Raw genomic sequence first — 13,882 nt, 5'->3', positions numbered from 1 at the left:
GTGGAGGAGGGGGTTAGCTAAGCCAGCCGCGGATCCTGGCTTCTATGCCGGCGGCATCGAGGCCGATTTCCGCCCGCGCTTCTTCCTGAGTTCCCTGAGGAATAAAGAAGTCAGGCAGGCCAAGATTCAGCACCGGGACAGGTTTACGATGCGCCATCAGCACTTCGTTCACGCCGCTGCCCGCCCCGCCGATAATCGCGTTCTCTTCAAGAGTGACCAGCGAGTCGTGGCTGGCCGCAAGCTCAAGGATCAGCGCCTCATCCAGCGGTTTCACAAAGCGCATATCGACAAGCGTTGCGTTCAGCGCTTCGGCTGCCGCTGCGGCTTCCGGCAGCAAAGTACCGAAGTTCAGCACGGCCAGCTTTTCGCCTTTGCGCTTCACTACGCCTTTGCCGATTGGCAGCATTTCAAGCGGCTCCAGAGTGGCTCCGGTGCCGCTACCACGCGGATAACGTACCGCGCTCGGGCCTTCATTGTAGTGATAGCCGGTATGCAGCATCTGGCGGCATTCGTTCTCGTCGCTCGGCGTCATAATAACCATCTCCGGAATACAGCGCAGGAAGGAGATGTCGAACGCACCCTGGTGAGTTTGCCCGTCGGCACCCACAATGCCCGCGCGGTCGATGGCGAACATCACCGGCAGCTTCTGGATAGCCACATCGTGGATAACCTGATCGTAAGCACGCTGCAGGAAGGTGGAATAAATCGCCACCACCGGCTTGTAGCCGCCGATAGCCAGGCCAGCCGCGAAGGTAACCGCATGCTGCTCGGCAATCGCCACGTCAAAATATTGCTCCGGATACTGGCGGGAAAATTCCACCATGCCCGAGCCTTCACGCATTGCTGGCGTAATCGCCATCAGCTTGTCGTCATGGGCGGCGGTTTCACATAACCAGTTGCCGAAAATCTTCGAATAACTCGGCAGGCCGCCGGTGCTTTTTGGCAGCGTGCCGCTTTGCGGGTCAAACTTAGGCACCGCATGGAAGCTTATCGGGTCTTTCTCGGCTGGCGCATAACCACGCCCTTTTTTGGTCATGATGTGCAGGAACTGCGGGCCTTTCAGGCTGCGCATGTTCTTCAGCGTATTCACCAGCCCAACAACGTCGTGGCCATCAATCGGCCCGATGTAGTTAAAACCTAACTCTTCAAACAGCGTGCCCGGCACCACCATGCCTTTGATATGCTCTTCGGTACGCTTGAGCAGCTCTTTAATCGGCGGCACGCCGGAGAAGACTTTTTTACCGCCTTCGCGCAGGGTGGAGTAGAGCTTGCCGGAAAGCAGCTGAGCCAGATGATTGTTCAGCGCGCCCACGTTCTCGGAGATAGACATTTCGTTATCGTTGAGGATAACCAGCATGTCCGGGCGAATATCCCCGGCGTGGTTCATTGCCTCAAATGCCATGCCTGCGGTTATCGCGCCGTCGCCGATGACGCAGACGGTTTTACGGTCTTTGCCCTCTTTCCCGGCGGCTACGGCAACCCCAATGCCCGCGCTGATGGAGGTCGAAGAGTGGCCGACGCTAAGCACGTCGTACTCGCTTTCCGCGCGCCACGGGAACGGATGCAGGCCGCCTTTCTGGCGAATGGTGCCAATTTTGTCGCGGCGGCCGGTCAGAATTTTATGCGGATAGGCCTGATGGCCCACGTCCCAGATGAGTTGATCGAACGGCGTGTTATAGACGTAGTGCAGCGCCACGGTCAGTTCGACCGTACCAAGCCCGGAGGCAAAATGCCCGCTGGAGCGGCTTACGCTGTCGAGCAGGTAGCGACGCAGCTCATCGCAAAGCTTGGGCAGGCTCTCTTTAGGCAGCACTCGCAGATCCGGGCTGGCGTCAACCAGAGCCAGAGTCGGGTATTTGGCGATATCAAAACTCATCAGAAATCTAAACTCATCGTTGTTATACGTTATTTATCACGGTGGATAATGTAGTTTGCTAACGCTTCCAGAGCCGTTGTATCCAACGACAGGGTGGAAAGCTCTGCCAGGGCCAGCAGCGCTTCCTGATAGAGATCTTGCGCCTTCGCCTGGGCCTGTTCAAGACCCAACAGCGCCGGATAGGTACTTTTCCCAAGCTGCTGGTCCGCGCCCTGGCGTTTGCCCAGGGTTGCGGTATCGCCGATGACGTCGAGAATATCGTCCTGCACCTGGAAGGCGAGGCCGATGCTTGCCGCGTAGCGATCCAGAATCGGCAGCGCTTTACGGCCCTTTTCTCCGGCGCTCAGCGCGCCAAGACGAACCGCCGCGCGAATCAGCGCTCCGGTTTTATGGCGGTGAATGCGTTCCAGCTCTTCGAGACTAACCTGCTTGCCTTCGGCCGCTAAATCCAGCGCCTGACCGCCGCACATCCCGGCAACGCCGCTGGCGCTTGCCAGCTCAGAAACCATCGCTAAGCGGGAGGCAATTTCTACGCCCGGCATGGGCGCATCACTTAGTATAGAGAAAGCCAGCGTTTGCAGGGCGTCTCCGGCCAGAATTGCGTTCTCTTCGCCAAATTTGATGTGGCAGGTTGGTTGACCCCGGCGCAAATCGTCATCGTCCATTGCCGGTAAGTCGTCGTGAATCAGAGAGTAAGCGTGAATACATTCTACGGCGGCAGCCGGAGCGTCCAGCGCTTCATCGGCTATGCCGAACATTTCACCGGTGGCGTACACCAGGAACGGGCGCAGGCGCTTACCGCCCAATAGTGAGCCATAGTGCATCGCCTGAACCAGTGGACTGTTCTGAAACGGCAGCGGTGCAAGGAAGCGAGAAAGCGCATCATTGACCCGCAGCACATGGGCCTGCAGCTGTTGATTAAAGTCCATGTTACTCGGCGTCCGGTGTGAAAGGAGTCAGAGGCGCTTCTTCGCTGTCGCTCAGCAGAATTTGCACGCGCTGTTCTGCCTGCTGAAGTTTCACTTGCCCCTGGCGGGCCAGCTGTACGCCGCGTTCAAACTCGTTGAGCGCCTCTTCAAGCGCAAGATTGCCGCTTTCCAGACGAGTAACTATTTGCTCCAGTTCGACCAGGGCGGTTTCGAAGCTGGCCGGGGATTCAGTTTTTTTCGGCATAGTGAATGTCTGACTCTATTTTAATTCGACGCCGACATGGTAACGGAGTCGATATGATTATCAAGCAAGCTTATGTAACTCGGTTAGGGTGCACAGTCTTAGCGGGAAAATGATATACTTGCGCGCCTCGGATGCAGGTGGCCTGATGCCGCTGCAGTTCTTCTCCTTTAAGCCCGCATTCTGCATAGCATGTCCGGCTGACTAACGAACCCTTACCGCCATGAAGTTTATCATTAAATTGTTCCCGGAAATCACCATCAAAAGCCAATCTGTGCGCATACGCTTTATTAAGATGCTTACAGGGAACATTCGTAACGTTTTAAAACACTACGATGAGAGCCTGGCGGTCGTCCGCCACTGGGACAATATCGAAGTTCGCGCCAAAGATGAAAACCAGCGTATCGCTATTCGCGAAGCGCTGACCCGTATTCCGGGCATCCACCATATTCTTGAGGTGGAAGATGTGCCGTATACCGATATGCACAACATCTTTGAGCAGGCTCTGGAGCTTTATCGCGACAAGCTGGAAGGTAAAAGTTTCTGCGTGCGCGTTAAGCGCCGCGGCAAGCACGAATTCAGCTCGATTGAAGTGGAACGCTATGTCGGCGGCGGCCTGAATCAGCACATCGAGTCCGCTCGCGTGAAGCTGAACGACCCGGATGTGACCGTTAACCTCGAAATTGAAAACGATCGCCTGCTGCTGGTGAAAGGCCGCTATGAAGGTATCGGCGGGTTCCCTATCGGTACTCAGGAAGACGTACTGTCGCTGATTTCCGGCGGGTTCGACTCCGGCGTTTCCAGCTACATGCTGATGCGTCGCGGCTGCCGCGTACACTATTGCTTCTTTAACCTCGGCGGCGCGGCTCATGAAATCGGCGTTAAGCAGGTTGCTCATTACCTGTGGAACCGTTTCGGCAGCTCTCACCGCGTGCGTTTTGTCGCGATTAACTTCGAGCCGGTCGTGGGCGAAATTCTCGAGAAAATCGAAGATGGCCAGATGGGCGTAGTGCTGAAACGTATGTTTGTGCGCGCCGCTTCCCGGGTTGCCGAGCGCTACGGCGTACAGGCTCTGGTGACCGGCGAAGCGCTGGGGCAGGTATCCAGCCAGACGCTGACCAACCTGCGCCTGATCGACAACGTCTCCGACACCCTGATCCTGCGCCCGCTTATCTCCCACGATAAAGAGCACATTATCGATCTGGCTCGTGAAATCGGCACCGCTGATTTTGCCCGCACCATGCCGGAATACTGCGGCGTTATCTCGAAAAGCCCAACGGTGAAAGCGGTTAAGGCGAAGATCGAGGCCGAGGAGCTGAATTTTGACTTCTCGATCCTGGATAAGGTGATTGAAGAAGCGACCAATATCGACATCCGCGAAATTGCTACTCAGACTCAGCAGGAAGTGGTGGAAGTTGAAACGGTTAACGCTTTCGGCCCGAACGAAGTGTTGCTGGATATTCGCTCTAACGACGAAGTGGATGAAAAGCCGTTTGTGCTGGAGGGCGTAGAAGTGGCCACGCTGCCGTTCTATAAGCTAAGCACTAAATTTGGCGATCTCGATCAGAGTAAAACCTATTTGCTTTGGTGTGAGCGCGGAGTGATGAGCCGCCTGCAGGCGCTGTACCTTAGCGAGCAGGGCTTTAAGAATATTAAGGTGTACCGCCCGTAAGGGATGAGCTCTCAAAAGGGCTGACCCTCACCCCGGCCCTCTCCCTGGAAGGGAGAGGGAGGATTCTTGTTAGTGTCCTCTCCCTGAGAACCGGGTTAGCACCGCTCTGGTTCTCTCGCCCCTTTGGGTGAGGGTTAACACCGCTCTGATTCCCTCGCCCCTTTGGGGAGAGGGTTAGGGTGAGGGGAGAGGCTACTGATAATCCCGGAAGCTGTAAATTCCCGCCGCCAGCACCAGCTGCTGCGAAACCTCGTGCGCCTTCTCACGGCTCACCAGCAGGTCGATAATCTTCAGAGCAAAATCAATCGCCGTGCCCGGCCCCTGGCTGGTTAACAGATTAACTCTCGGGTCCCACACCACTCTTTTATCCTGCCATTGCCCTTCAGGAATCGTCTCTTTCAGCCCGGGGAAACCGGTCATATTACCTATCGGGAACAGTTCGTGCGGCACCAGAACCGTGCCAGCGGCGGCGCAAATTGCCGCAACGATTCGCCCTGAAAGATGGAATTGACGCACGGTTTCGACCAGCAGCGGGCTGTCGCGGAAGCACTCGGCCCCTTTCAGGCCGCCGGGCAGCACGATAATGTCGAAATGGTCATCGGCCACCTCCACCAGCGGCACATCAGCCAGCAATTTAACGCCACGAGAGCAGACAATTGTTAAATCACCGTCGCCGGCAACGCTTGCGGTTGTGACTTTAATCCCGCCGCGCACCAGCAGGTCAATGGTGGTGACCGCTTCGGTCTCTTCAGTTCCAGGTGCCAGGCAGACCAGCGCTTGTGCGCTCATACTCATTCTCCTTACGTTTAACCAGCTCATAGAGGCGGGCGTTGACCGGGACAGGTATTCCATGTGCCCGCGCCCGGCGCAGCAGGTAGCCGGTGATATAATCAATTTCCGTGTGGCGTTCGAGGCGGATGTCCTGAAGCATTGACGAGGTGTTTTCAGCCGTGCTGCAAATCACCTGCTCCACATAGTCCAGCAGGCTCTGCTGCGAGGTATGGTGACCTTCACGCTCCATCACCTGCGCGACTTCATAACAAATGCTGGCAACCTCTTCCTTATGCTCCGTCAACTCGCCGTTGCTGCAGTCATAGATTGCCGTTAGCGGGTTAATCACGCAGTTGACCGCCAGTTTGTTCCAGCTCGCCGGGCTGATGTTGTCGTGCCAGGCTACGTCGGGCAGCGCGGCGTGCAGCGCATCCGCAAGATAGCTGTATTCGCTTGCTTTTGCATTCCCGGGGCCAATATGGGTAATACCCGAAGCGACGTGAACAATCACGCTGCCGTCTCGTTTTGCCGCCTGAGTAGTCAGCCCCAGCAGCAGAGGCTGAGAAAGGGACCGCAGTTCGTCCAGCGCGCCCATGCCGTTATGCAGCAGCAAAATGGGGCAACTGGCGGGAAGCTGAGCGGCCAGGGTGCGCACTGCGTCGGATACCTGCCATGCCTTGAGCGTCACCAGCAGCAGGTCGCTGGCGGCGAGAAACTCAGGATCGTTAGCAATAAACGACTTGTTGAATACGCGGCCGTCGGTGTTATCAAGCAGATTTACGTGGCAATACGGCTGCGGTACGCGCAGCCAGCCCTGAAGTTCATGACCTTGCTTATGTAGTGCCGTCAGCCATAGCTGGCCCAGCGCACCGCAACCCAGCACGGTGATTTTCATTATTGCCTCCCCACCCGAATACCGCACGGGTGTTAAACTTACTCTCTATTATAGCGTTATCGGCTTTCTGGCTGCTTAACAGGTTGTTTTGCTCCGCTCAGCGGGTATTATGCAACGCAAACCAGAGAGGGAGAAAACACATGCCATCTTTTGATATCGTTTCTGAAATCGACATGCAGGAAGTGAACAACGCGGTAGAAAACGCCGAGCGCGAGCTGGCGACCCGTTTTGACTTCCGTAACGTGCCTGCGACGTTTGAGCTGAATGAAAAAAATCAGACTATCAAAGTCGCCAGCGAGTCTGACTTTCAGGTTAACCAACTGCTGGACATCCTGCGTGCCAAGCTGCTGAAACGCGGCATCGAAGGGAGCTCTATCGATGTGCCGGAAGAGTTCGTGCACAGCGGTAAAACCTGGAGCGTGGAGGCTAAACTGAAGCAGGGTATTGAAGCCAGCATTGCTAAAAAAATCGTTAAGCTGATTAAAGACAGCAAGCTTAAGGTTCAAACGCAGATCCAGGGCGAAGAAATTCGCGTGACCGGTAAAGCCCGTGATGATTTACAGGCGGTCATGGCGCTTATCCGTGGCGGTAATCTGGGGCAGCCGTTCCAGTTCAAGAACTTCCGCGACTGACGGTCTGAAGGGGCGGTTACGCCCCTTTTACCAACTGCTCAATCTCATATCTGTTGGTCAGCTTACTGTCGATTTTCACGTAGGCGCTGCGCTCTTCAGGAATAATATTCGCCTCGCTCACGCCCGGCTGCGCCAGCAGTCTCGCCAGCATTCCCGCGTCATCGACGCTGCTCTCCGGTAATTCAATTCGCAGGCTGCTGACGTAAGGCGGTTCCTGCATCGTCCAGCTTACCAGCAGCCAAACCGCTGCCAGCAGCGCGCCGGCCAGAAACACGGTTTGAGAATCAAATAGCCCGTTCAGCCAGCCGCCGAGCGACCCGCCGATAGCTACGCCCAGAAACTGGCTGGTGGAGTAAATACCCATCGCCGTGCCTTTATAGCCAGCGGGAGACTCTTTGCTGATAAGCGAAGGCAAAATCGCTTCCATCAGGTTAAAGGCCAGGAAGAACAGCTGCACGCCGATGACCAAATCCCAGAAATGCGGGCCTGCGCCCCACAGCACAATTTCGGCAATCAGCAGTACCGCCACGCAGCCGACAAAGACGTGCTTCATGCGGCGCTTAACTTCGGCGTAGATGATGAATGGCACCACCGAGACAAAAGAGATAAGCATAGTGAAAAGGTAAATTTTCCAGTGCTGAGCGGCGGGGAAGCCAGCCTGCTCCAGCTGCCCCGGCAGGGCCACGAAGGTGGACATCAGCATGATGTGCAGGCACATGATGCCGAAGTTTAACTTCAGCAGTTTTGGCTCTGCAATGACCTTGCGAAAACAGCCCTTAACCATGCCGGACTCACGGTTCAGAACGTGAGTTTTGGAGTTTGGCACCACCCAGAGGGTGATTAAAATACCGCAGCTTGCCAGCACCGCAATCATCCAGAACAGCGCCTGCAGGCCGAGCGCCTGGGTGATGATTGGCCCCAGCACCATCGCGATGGCGAAGGTCACGCCGAAGCTGACGCCAATAAACGCCATGGCCTTAGTGCGGTTCTGCTCGCGGGTCAGGTCTGATAGCAGCGCCATCACCGCGGCGGCAATTGCGCCTGAACCTTGTAAGGCACGGCCAAGAATAACGCCCCAGATAGAGTCGGTGAGGGCGGCAATAATGCTGCCGATAACAAAGATAGCCAGGCCGCCGACTATCAGCGGTTTGCGGCCAATGCGGTCAGAGAGCAGGCCGAATGGAATTTGAAACAGCGCCTGAGCCAGGCCGTAGATACCAATCGCCAGGCCGATAAGCGCTTCGCTTGCGCCCTGTAAAGCCATACCCCAGGTGGTAAGAACCGGCAGCACCATAAACATGCCCAGCATGCGCAGCGAAAAGACGGTTCCTAAACCCCACGTCGCTCGTAGCTCGACGGGCGTCATTTTGTAATCGTTCATTACCACCTCAGATAAAAAGTCGGCCTTAGTGTAGTGCGAGGGAAGGGGAGGGTAAATGGATAGTTATTTAACAGATATTACAGCGCTGATGCTTTGATGATACTGATAAAAAAGGGCACCGAGGTGCCCTTTTATACTGTTCGTGACTTACCAGACGTAAGTCAGCAGATTATGTGAGTCTGGCACCATGAAATCGACCGACATCATTACGCTTAGCGAGGTGATGGCGACGATGGAGAAGATGAACAGCTTGCGCGCCCATACTTTATCGTCTTCCACTTTATAGCCCCGCAGCGCCATGCCCAGCCACCACACGCTTACCGCGGCGGCAACGACCAGATATTTGTACCCGGCGTAGCCACCCAGAGAAAGCATCAGCGTGGCAACGGCAAAAGCGATGATATACAGCGTAATGTGGTTTTTGGCGACCGAAATGCCTTTTACCACCGGCAGCACCGGAATGTTAGCTGCCTGGTAATCTTTAAAGCGGAAGATGGCAATCGCGTACGAATGCGGCATCTGCCACAGGCTAAAGATAGCCAGCAGAATAGCGGCCCCGGTATCGAACTCGTTGGTCACGGCGCAGTAGCCGATAACCGGAGGAGCCGCGCCGGACAGGCTGCCAATCAGGGTGCCGTAGACCGAGTGGCGTTTCATGTAGAGGCTATAAACCCCGACATAAACCACAAAGCCCATCACGGCCAGCCACATTGCCAGTGGATTAGCACCAAACCACAGCAGCATGAAGCCAGCAATACCCAACAAGGTGGCATACACCAGCGAAATTTTCGGTGAAATCAGGCCTTTAACCAGCACCCGATTCTTCGTCCTCTCCATCTTCTGGTCGATGTCACGGTCGATAAAGTTGTTATAAACACAACCCGATGCGACTACCAGCGACACGCCAACCAGGGTGTAGAGAAACAGGGGGTAATTAATGCTGCCCTTCGAGGCCAGTAAAAATCCCCCAATGACAGAAATTAAATTGCCGAAAATAATTCCTGGTTTCGTTACTTGCAGGTATTGCTTAATCATACACGCCGCTCTTAGTGAACCATCATGTTCAGGTTGAGGTTCCACATAATCCAGATCGAGCCAATCACCAGAATGGCGATAATCAGCACCGTAAAGGCGAAGGCTACCAGATTCCAGCGTTCACTCGAAGAGGTGTTCAGATGCAGGAAGCATACGAGATGCACCAGAATCTGTACTACTGCGGTCACCAGGACCACGCCAAGCATAGTGCCGTGAGAAGCGGTTCCTTCCATTACAATCCAGAACGGGATCGCCGTCAGGATGATAGACAGGATAAATCCTGTCATGTAAGTCTTCACGCTACCGTGGTGGGCGCCGCTGTGTTCAGTTGAATGACTCATTACATCGCCCCCATCAGATACACTACAGAGAATACGCAGATCCATACCACGTCAAGGAAGTGCCAGAACAGGCTCAGGCACATCAGACGCGCACGGTTGGTATTGGTCAGGCCGCGACGGGACACATGAATCATCATGAATGCCATCCACACCAGACCAGAGGTTACGTGCAGACCGTGGGTGCCGACCAGCGCGAAGAACGCTGACAGGAAGCCGCTACGATCCGGGCCGAAGCCTTCTGCAATCAGGTGATGGAATTCATAGATTTCCATCCCGACGAAGCCCGCACCGCACAGGAAGGTCAGCGCAAGCCAGGAGATAACCTGGCTTTTGTTACCCTTGTTCATGGCGATGATTGCCATGCCGTAGGTGATGGAGCTGACCAGCAGCAGGGCGGTTTCAACCATAACGAACGGCAGTTCGAAGATATCTTTACCTGACGGGCCGCCAGCCGTGCCGTTCACCAGAACGGCATAGGTTGCAAACAAGCAACAGAACAGAATGCAGTCGCTCATCAGGTAGATCCAGAAACCAAAGACCTTATTGGTTCCCGCATCGTGGTGCCCGTGCTCCGCGGCGTGGGCGTTATTTACAGTCTCAGTTGCCATTTTTCAGCCCTGCTTTTTTGAGTTCTTCGAAATGCTGATTTTCCAGTTTTTCGACTTCAGCAACCGGAACATAGTAATCCACATCTTCGTCGAAGCTTTTCGCAATCCAGGTGATGATGATGCCGGCAAAGCCAACAATCGCCAGCCACCAGATATGCCAGATCATGGCAAAACCAAACACGGTGCTGAATGCTGCAATAATGATACCGGCTGCGCTGTTGCGCGGCATATGAATCTCTTCATAGTGCGCAGGCTGCTTGTACGCTTCGCCTTTCTCTTTCATCTCCCAGAATGCATCACGTTCGTGAACGTGCGGCAGGTGGGCGAAGTTATAGAACGGAGGCGGAGAAGAGGTTGCCCACTCCAGCGTACGGCCACCCCACGGGTCACCGGTCAGGTCGCGGTTCTGCTCACGGTCACGGATGGAAACGTAGAACTGAATCAGCTGGCACAGAATGCCCAGAGCGATAAGCGCCGCACCGCAGGCTGCAACAACCAGCAGGGTGTGGAACTGTGGATCGATCTGCTGGCTCAGACGACGGGTCATGCCCATGAAGCCCAGAACGTACAGCGGCATAAACGCAACGAAGAAGCCGATGATCCAGAACCAGAAGGCGCGTTTGCCCCAGGTTTCGTTCAGCGTAAAGCCGAAGGCTTTTGGCCACCAGTAGGTCAGACCTGCGAAGCAACCGAATACCACGCCGCCGATGATAACGTTGTGGAAGTGTGCAATCAGGAACAGGCTGTTGTGGAGCACGAAGTCCGCGCCCGGCACCGCCAGCAGAACACCGGTCATGCCACCGATAGAGAAGGTGACGATGAAGCCAATGGTCCACAGCATCGCGGAGTTAAAGACGATGCGGCCCTGATACATGGTGAACAGCCAGTTGAAGATCTTCACCCCGGTCGGGATGGCGATAATCATGGTGGCAATACCGAAGAAGGCGTTTACGTTCGCACCGCTGCCCATGGTGAAGAAGTGGTGCAGCCAAACGATGAACGACAGAACGGTAATCGCGATGGTCGCCCACACCAGAGAGGTGTAACCGAACAGACGCTTTTTAGAGAAGGTAGCAACCACTTCAGAGAACACGCCAAACACCGGCAGCACCAGGATATAAACTTCCGGGTGGCCCCATGCCCAGATGAGGTTGATGTACATCATCATGTTGCCACCCATATCATTGGTAAAGAAATGGGTGCCAAGGTAGCGGTCAAGGGTCAGCAGTGCGACGGTCACGGTGAAGATTGGGAACGCGGCGATAATCAGTACGTTAGTACACAGCGAAGCCCAGGTGAACACCGGCATTTTGAACATAGTCATGCCAGGGGTACGCATATTCAGGATAGTAACGAAGAAGTTAATACCCGTCAGCGTCGTACCGATACCGGACAGCTGGAGACTCCAGATCCAGTAATCAACCCCGACGCCAGGACTGTACTCAATGCCCGATAGCGGAGGATAAGCAACCCAGCCGGTCTGTGCGAATTCGCCAACGCCCAGTGACAGGTTAACCAGCACCACGCCGACAACGGTGAACCAGAAGCTCAGGTTGTTCAGGAATGGGAAGGCAACGTCACGCGCGCCAATCTGCAACGGCACAACCAGGTTCATCAGGCCGATAACAAAAGGCATCGCCACGAAGAAGATCATAATAACGCCGTGGGCGGTAAAGATCTGGTCGTAGTGGTGAGGCGGCAGGAACCCTGCTTCGCCGGCGGAGGCCAGCACCTGCTGGCTACGCATCATGACCGCATCGGCAAAGCCGCGCAGCAGCATGACGATAGCGACGATAACGTACATTACGCCAAGGCGTTTGTGGTCAACCGAGGTTAGCCACTCTTTCCATAAATATTCCCACTTACCGAAGTAAGTGATAGCCGCAAGCAGCGCCAGTCCCCCGACGATGATTGCCGCAACCGTAACCATGACAATTGGCTCATGATACGGGATTGCATCCAGTGTAAGTTTTCCGAACATCGTATTATTCCTCGGCCCCTTAGTGAGAGGTTTCCGCGTGACTCATGTCCATGCCTTCCATACCTTCCATGCCTTTCATATCGTCATGGGAAGCTTGTTCACCTTCCGGCTTGGCCATGTGCATGCTCCCGTGTCCCATAAATTTGTTAATAACGTCTTTAAACAAATCAGGTTTAACACTGGAGAAGTATTCGACTTTGTTGTATTCGCTTGGTGCGGCCAGTTTCTCGTAGGTCGCCATATCGTTCATGACTTCCGGAGACTGTTTCGCTTTAGCAACCCATTGGTTAAAGGTGTCCATATCCGGGGTGGCGATAGCCTTGAATTTCATCCCGGAGAAGCCTTTACCGCTGTAGTTTGACGAAATACCGTCGTAGGTGCCCGCTTCGTCGGCAATCAGGTGCAGTTTGGTCTGCATGCCTGCCATTGCGTAGATTTGGCTACCCAGGCGCGGAATAAAGAAGGAGTTCATCACCGAGTTAGAGGTGATTTTGAATTCCACTGGGGTGTTGGCCGGGAAGGCGATTTCATTCACCGTAGCGATACCCTGCTCCGGATAGATGAAGAACCATTTCCAGTCCATAGCGATAACTTCGATGGTCACCGGCTTCGCTTCGTGCTCCAGCGGGCGGCTAGGTTCGAGAGCGTGAGTGGTTTTCCAGGTCAGTACCGCGAGGAAGATAACGATAAGGATAGGAATCGTCCAGACCACAGCTTCAACTTTGTTCGAGTGCGACCAGTTTGGGCTGTATTTGGCGTCTTTGTTTGAAGCCCGATACTTCCAGGCAAAACCGATAGCCATTGCAATTGCAGGGATAACGACAATCAACATCAGGCCGATGGCCGTCAGAATCAATGAACGTTGTTCCAGTCCGATCTGTCCTTTGGGATCAAGGAGTGCAGAATCACAGCCACTGAGTAAAAATGTGCCTGCGATTAATGACAGCCATCCCAAACTTTTATTGTATTTCCTGAGTCTCATTTAACGACCTCAATTCCAGGGAGCTCTATTGTCGTTTAAAGTGTGCCGGCATTTTACGGGAAGGTTACATTACTGTAAACATGAATGGCTCAGTGTCAGTAGGGTGTTACTGGGTTCTGCCGCCGATGTCACACAGAATGCAACAAACTGTAAAATCTAGCGTTGGTGCGCGGTAGCTGAAGGATATAACGAAAACCTATCTCAGGGGAAATAGACCGGGAAAATTGGTATAACCAATCAATTTAAAATACATTTGATTAACAATGCGGCAGCATTTGTCACATATTTTCAACAAATATTAATTTCGCACCGGGCTGAATCGTTAAGGATAATCTTTTAATCTGTGTGGAACAAAGTAATTAAAGAAAACTGTATTTAATTACGATAAATAGTCCACGCCTGTAACAGTTAAACGCTGCGCTATTATTAGACAAAAAAGTCACTCACCGGTATTAATTATTTTTATCGTTGAGCCGCAGCGGGACTACAAGAAGGGCACGCGGTTAATTTATAGACACAATCACTACAGGGATAAGGT

General features: G+C 54.2%; 13 protein-coding genes. 2 read left to right on the top strand and 11 right to left on the bottom strand.

The genetic code is table 11. The features are described 5' to 3' along the window. Positions 1 to 13: 13 nt before the first annotated feature. The 3 genes from dxs to xseB are packed head-to-tail and all read right to left on the bottom strand — an operon-like array spanning position 14 to position 3,049. Complete coding sequence (gene dxs, locus ACG1VR_RS17960) at positions 14 to 1,876, bottom strand: 1-deoxy-D-xylulose-5-phosphate synthase (RefSeq protein ID WP_395489459.1); 1,863 nt, start codon at positions 1,874 to 1,876, stop codon at positions 14 to 16. Positions 1,877 to 1,905: 29 nt separating this feature from the next. Beyond that, positions 1,906 to 2,805: a (2E,6E)-farnesyl diphosphate synthase gene (ispA, locus tag ACG1VR_RS17955; RefSeq protein WP_172568208.1), complete on the bottom strand. Its 900-nt coding sequence runs from the start codon at positions 2,803 to 2,805 to the stop codon at positions 1,906 to 1,908. Position 2,806: 1 nt separating this feature from the next. Next, positions 2,807 to 3,049 carry an exodeoxyribonuclease VII small subunit gene (gene xseB / locus ACG1VR_RS17950; protein WP_395489458.1) on the bottom strand — a complete coding sequence of 81 codons (243 nt, stop codon included), beginning with the start codon at positions 3,047 to 3,049 and terminating at the stop codon, positions 2,807 to 2,809. 220 nt (positions 3,050 to 3,269) lie between these two features. Between xseB and thiI the strand changes: the two genes are divergently transcribed. Then, on the top strand, positions 3,270 to 4,718 hold the full coding sequence (gene thiI, locus ACG1VR_RS17945) for a tRNA uracil 4-sulfurtransferase ThiI (RefSeq protein WP_172568206.1): 1,449 nt from the start codon (positions 3,270 to 3,272) through the stop codon (positions 4,716 to 4,718). Between the two features lie 192 nt (positions 4,719 to 4,910). On the opposite strand, the gene yajL is transcribed toward thiI, so the two are convergent. Then, positions 4,911 to 5,507: a protein deglycase YajL gene (gene yajL, locus ACG1VR_RS17940; RefSeq protein ID WP_016535172.1), complete on the bottom strand. Its 597-nt coding sequence runs from the start codon at positions 5,505 to 5,507 to the stop codon at positions 4,911 to 4,913. Then, a complete protein-coding gene (gene panE / locus ACG1VR_RS17935; RefSeq protein WP_395489457.1) occupies positions 5,467 to 6,384 on the bottom strand; it encodes a 2-dehydropantoate 2-reductase in 918 nt (305 codons plus the stop codon). The genes yajL and panE overlap by 41 nt, the downstream gene beginning before the upstream one ends. A gap of 140 nt (positions 6,385 to 6,524) precedes the next feature. Here panE and ACG1VR_RS17930 point away from each other — a divergent pair, with 140 nt between their 5' ends. Next, on the top strand, positions 6,525 to 7,016 hold the full coding sequence (locus ACG1VR_RS17930; protein ID WP_016535174.1) for a YajQ family cyclic di-GMP-binding protein: 492 nt from the start codon (positions 6,525 to 6,527) through the stop codon (positions 7,014 to 7,016). Positions 7,017 to 7,032: 16 nt separating this feature from the next. On the opposite strand, the gene ACG1VR_RS17925 is transcribed toward ACG1VR_RS17930, so the two are convergent. The 6 genes from ACG1VR_RS17925 to cyoA form a co-directional block, all read right to left on the bottom strand. Continuing rightward, positions 7,033 to 8,397 carry an MFS transporter gene (locus ACG1VR_RS17925; protein WP_172568203.1) on the bottom strand — a complete coding sequence of 455 codons (1,365 nt, stop codon included), beginning with the start codon at positions 8,395 to 8,397 and terminating at the stop codon, positions 7,033 to 7,035. 147 nt (positions 8,398 to 8,544) lie between these two features. Next, a complete protein-coding gene (cyoE, locus tag ACG1VR_RS17920; protein WP_016535176.1) occupies positions 8,545 to 9,432 on the bottom strand; it encodes a heme o synthase in 888 nt (295 codons plus the stop codon). A gap of 11 nt (positions 9,433 to 9,443) precedes the next feature. Next, positions 9,444 to 9,773 carry a cytochrome o ubiquinol oxidase subunit IV gene (locus tag ACG1VR_RS17915; RefSeq protein WP_016535177.1) on the bottom strand — a complete coding sequence of 110 codons (330 nt, stop codon included), beginning with the start codon at positions 9,771 to 9,773 and terminating at the stop codon, positions 9,444 to 9,446. After that, entirely contained in the window at positions 9,773 to 10,381 is a 609-nt protein-coding gene (locus ACG1VR_RS17910) for a cytochrome o ubiquinol oxidase subunit III (RefSeq protein ID WP_016535178.1), read from the bottom strand. Before ACG1VR_RS17910 ends, ACG1VR_RS17915 begins: the two co-directional genes overlap by 1 nt. Beyond that, complete coding sequence (gene cyoB / locus ACG1VR_RS17905; RefSeq protein WP_016535179.1) at positions 10,371 to 12,362, bottom strand: cytochrome o ubiquinol oxidase subunit I; 1,992 nt, start codon at positions 12,360 to 12,362, stop codon at positions 10,371 to 10,373. The genes ACG1VR_RS17910 and cyoB overlap by 11 nt, the downstream gene beginning before the upstream one ends. Before the next feature lie 19 nt (positions 12,363 to 12,381). After that, positions 12,382 to 13,344, bottom strand: a complete 963-nt coding sequence (cyoA, locus tag ACG1VR_RS17900) for a cytochrome o ubiquinol oxidase subunit II (protein ID WP_016535180.1) — start codon at positions 13,342 to 13,344, stop codon at positions 12,382 to 12,384. Between the last annotated feature and the right edge of the window lie 538 nt (positions 13,345 to 13,882).

Source organism: Cedecea davisae, from assembly GCF_044095835.1.
Classification (GTDB): domain Bacteria; phylum Pseudomonadota; class Gammaproteobacteria; order Enterobacterales; family Enterobacteriaceae; genus Cedecea; species Cedecea davisae.
This window is presented reverse-complemented; position numbering and strand designations above follow the sequence as displayed.

Bases quoted from the DNA above. Each gene is read 5' to 3' on its own strand.
- thiI (WP_172568206.1), top strand. From the start codon at position 3,270: ATGAAGTTTATCATTAAATTGTTCCCGGAAATCACCATCAAAAGCCAA.
- cyoB (WP_016535179.1), bottom strand. From the start codon at position 12,362: ATGTTCGGAAAACTTACACTGGATGCAATCCCGTATCATGAGCCAATT.
- ACG1VR_RS17910 (WP_016535178.1), bottom strand. From the start codon at position 10,381: ATGGCAACTGAGACTGTAAATAACGCCCACGCCGCGGAGCACGGGCAC.
- ispA (WP_172568208.1), bottom strand. From the start codon at position 2,805: ATGGACTTTAATCAACAGCTGCAGGCCCATGTGCTGCGGGTCAATGAT.
- cyoE (WP_016535176.1), bottom strand. From the start codon at position 9,432: ATGATTAAGCAATACCTGCAAGTAACGAAACCAGGAATTATTTTCGGC.
- ACG1VR_RS17930 (WP_016535174.1), top strand. From the start codon at position 6,525: ATGCCATCTTTTGATATCGTTTCTGAAATCGACATGCAGGAAGTGAAC.
- yajL (WP_016535172.1), bottom strand. From the start codon at position 5,507: ATGAGCGCACAAGCGCTGGTCTGCCTGGCACCTGGAACTGAAGAGACC.
- cyoA (WP_016535180.1), bottom strand. From the start codon at position 13,344: ATGAGACTCAGGAAATACAATAAAAGTTTGGGATGGCTGTCATTAATC.
- panE (WP_395489457.1), bottom strand. From the start codon at position 6,384: ATGAAAATCACCGTGCTGGGTTGCGGTGCGCTGGGCCAGCTATGGCTG.
- xseB (WP_395489458.1), bottom strand. From the start codon at position 3,049: ATGCCGAAAAAAACTGAATCCCCGGCCAGCTTCGAAACCGCCCTGGTC.
- dxs (WP_395489459.1), bottom strand. From the start codon at position 1,876: ATGAGTTTTGATATCGCCAAATACCCGACTCTGGCTCTGGTTGACGCC.
- ACG1VR_RS17925 (WP_172568203.1), bottom strand. From the start codon at position 8,397: ATGAACGATTACAAAATGACGCCCGTCGAGCTACGAGCGACGTGGGGT.
- ACG1VR_RS17915 (WP_016535177.1), bottom strand. From the start codon at position 9,773: ATGAGTCATTCAACTGAACACAGCGGCGCCCACCACGGTAGCGTGAAG.